This is a genomic window from Pseudarthrobacter enclensis (genome assembly GCF_030811655.1).
In the GTDB taxonomy this organism is placed as follows: Bacteria; Actinomycetota; Actinomycetes; order Actinomycetales; family Micrococcaceae; genus Arthrobacter; species Arthrobacter enclensis_A.
Genome location: NZ_JAUSRE010000054.1, coordinates 1 through 2,197 on the forward strand (window position 1 = coordinate 1; position 2,197 = coordinate 2,197).

The following is a 2,197-nucleotide window of genomic DNA, read 5'->3' on the forward strand; positions in this document are numbered from 1 at the left end:
GGCCAGATCCCTGGCACCGTGCACACCAGCATCGGGCAGGAGGCCCAGGTTGTCGGGGCCTGCATGGCGCTGGGGGACGGGGACTACATGTCCGGTAACCACCGCAGCCACGGCCACCCGATTGGCAAGGGCTCCCCGCTGGGTCCGCTCATGGCAGAGCTGGTGGGCAAGGCCACGGGCGTGTGCCAAGGCAAGGGCGGGTCGCTGCACCTGGCCGACTTCGCCGTCGGAAGCCTGGGGGAGTCCGGCATCGTCGGCTCGTCGATCCCGATCGCGACCGGCGCTGCCCTGTCAAGCAAGGTGCTGGGCAACGGCAAGGTGTCCCTGGCGTTCTTCGGCGACGGCGCGGCGAACCAGGGGTGCCTGTACGAGGCCATGAACATCTCCGGGGTGTGGAACTTGCCGGTGATCTTCCTCTGCGAGAACAACCAGTACGCGCTGTCCACCCCGGCCCACACGGTGACGTCCGGTGTGATCGCGGACCGGGCCCCCGGCTTCGGGATGCCCGGTGTCCGGGTGGAGGACGGCCAGGACGTGCTCGCGGTGTTCGAGGCGGTCACGACCGCTGTCGAACGCGCCCGCCGGGGCGAGGGCCCTTCCCTCGTGGAAGTGGTCACGTACCGGTTCAACGAGCACTCCGAGGGACTGCGCCTGGGCACCGACTACCGCGACGCGGAAGAAAAAGCCGCCTGGGTGGAGCGGGACCCCATTGTGCTGTTCCGCCGGCACCTTGAGCGGGAAGGGATCGCCACGGCCGAGGAACTGGACGCCCTGGAAGCCGAAGTCCTCGCCGAGGTTGACGAGGCCGTCCGGTTCACGGATGAGAGCCCCTACCCCGACCCCAGCGTCGCTTTCAAAGACCTCTACACCGAGCCGATCGGAGCAATCGCATGACTGTCATGAGCTACCTTGGCGCCATCGGCGCCGCCCAGCGCGAGGCCATGGAGGCCGACGAGCGGGTCGTCATTATTGGCGAGGATGTCGAAGCAAACGTTTACGGCACCACCGGTGCCGGGAAGTCGCGCAAGGACAAGGGCGACTTCCTGGAGATGTTCGGGGCCAACCGCATCCGCAACACCCCGATTTCGGAAGAAGTCATTGTGGGCGCTGCGATCGGCGCGGCCATGACCGGCCTGCGGCCGATCGTCGACCTGTCGTACTCGAGCTTCCTGTACATGGCGATGGACCAGTTCGTGAACCAGGCAGCCAAGAACCGCTACATGTTCGGCGGCCAGGCGTCAATCCCGGTGGTGTTCCGCTCTGCAATGTTCTACGGGCTGAACACGGGCGCGCACCACTCCGACCGGCCCTACCCGATGTTCATGAACGTGCCCGGGTTGAAGATCATCGTCCCGTCCACCCCCTACGACGCGAAGGGCCTGCTACGGACCGCAGTGGACACCGATGACCCCGTCCTGACGTTCGAAGCATGCCTGCTCTGGGGCAGCAAGGGTGAGGTCCCGGAGGAGGAATACAAGATCCCGTTCGGCCAGGCCAACGTGGCCCGGACCGGCGATGATGTCACCGTCGTCGCGATCTCCAGCGCCGTGCCGGAAGCCCTCGCGGCCGCCGAAACCCTGGCCGGGGAAGGCGTCTCGGTCGAGGTCATCGACCCGCGCACCCTCGTCCCGTTCGACACCGAAGCAGTCATCCGGTCCGTGCAGCGCACCGGCCGGCTGGTCATCGCCGATCCGGCCCACCGCACCTGCTCGGCTGCGGCGGAGATTTCGGCCATCGTGGCCGAGGAGGCCTTCGAGTCCCTCCGGGCCCCGATCATGCGGGTGACCACGCCGGATACCCAGATCCCGTTCAGCCCCGCCCTCGAGAAGCAGCTCTACCCGAACCGGACCAAGATCGAGGACGCGGTCCGCCGGGTCACGGGCTTGATGGCGAACACCCTGAACAACGAACTCACATCGCCCGCACCGCGCATGTGACACCCCCTGAAGAACCCCAAAGCAAGGAGAAAGAAAATGGCAAGAGTTGAGGTCCTGCTGCCCCAGTGGGGCATGGGCATGAGCGAAGGCACCATCACCACCTGGCTCAAGCGCGTCGGCGACGCCGTCACCGAGGACGAACCGCTGGCCGAGGTCGAAGCCGAGAAGGTCGAAGAGACCCTCGAGTCCCCGGCCTCCGGCGTCCTGGCCGAAATCGTCGTCCCCGAAGGCGAAACGGTCGATGTCCGAAGCCTGATCGC

Annotated in this window: 3 protein-coding genes; all 3 read left to right on the top strand. The window is 66.7% G+C overall.

Features of this window, described 5'->3' with window-relative positions; genetic code table 11:
• Nucleotides 1–894, top strand: an 894-nt coding sequence (locus J2X98_RS22140) for a thiamine pyrophosphate-dependent dehydrogenase E1 component subunit alpha (RefSeq protein WP_307312670.1), incomplete at its 5' end; no start/stop codon positions are given.
• Nucleotides 891–1,937 carry an alpha-ketoacid dehydrogenase subunit beta gene (locus J2X98_RS22145; RefSeq protein ID WP_307312672.1) on the top strand — a complete coding sequence of 349 codons (1,047 nt, stop codon included), beginning with the start codon at nucleotides 891–893 and terminating at the stop codon, nucleotides 1,935–1,937. The genes J2X98_RS22140 and J2X98_RS22145, both read left to right, overlap by 4 nt.
• Nucleotides 1,938–1,973: 36 nt before the next feature.
• A partial coding sequence (locus J2X98_RS22150) for a lipoyl domain-containing protein (RefSeq protein WP_307312674.1) occupies nucleotides 1,974–2,197 on the top strand: 224 nt, incomplete at its 3' end.

Excerpts from the sequence above, each read along its gene's own strand:
- J2X98_RS22145 (WP_307312672.1), top strand. The coding sequence starts at position 891 with ATGACTGTCATGAGCTACCTTGGCGCCATCGGCGCCGCCCAGCGCGAG.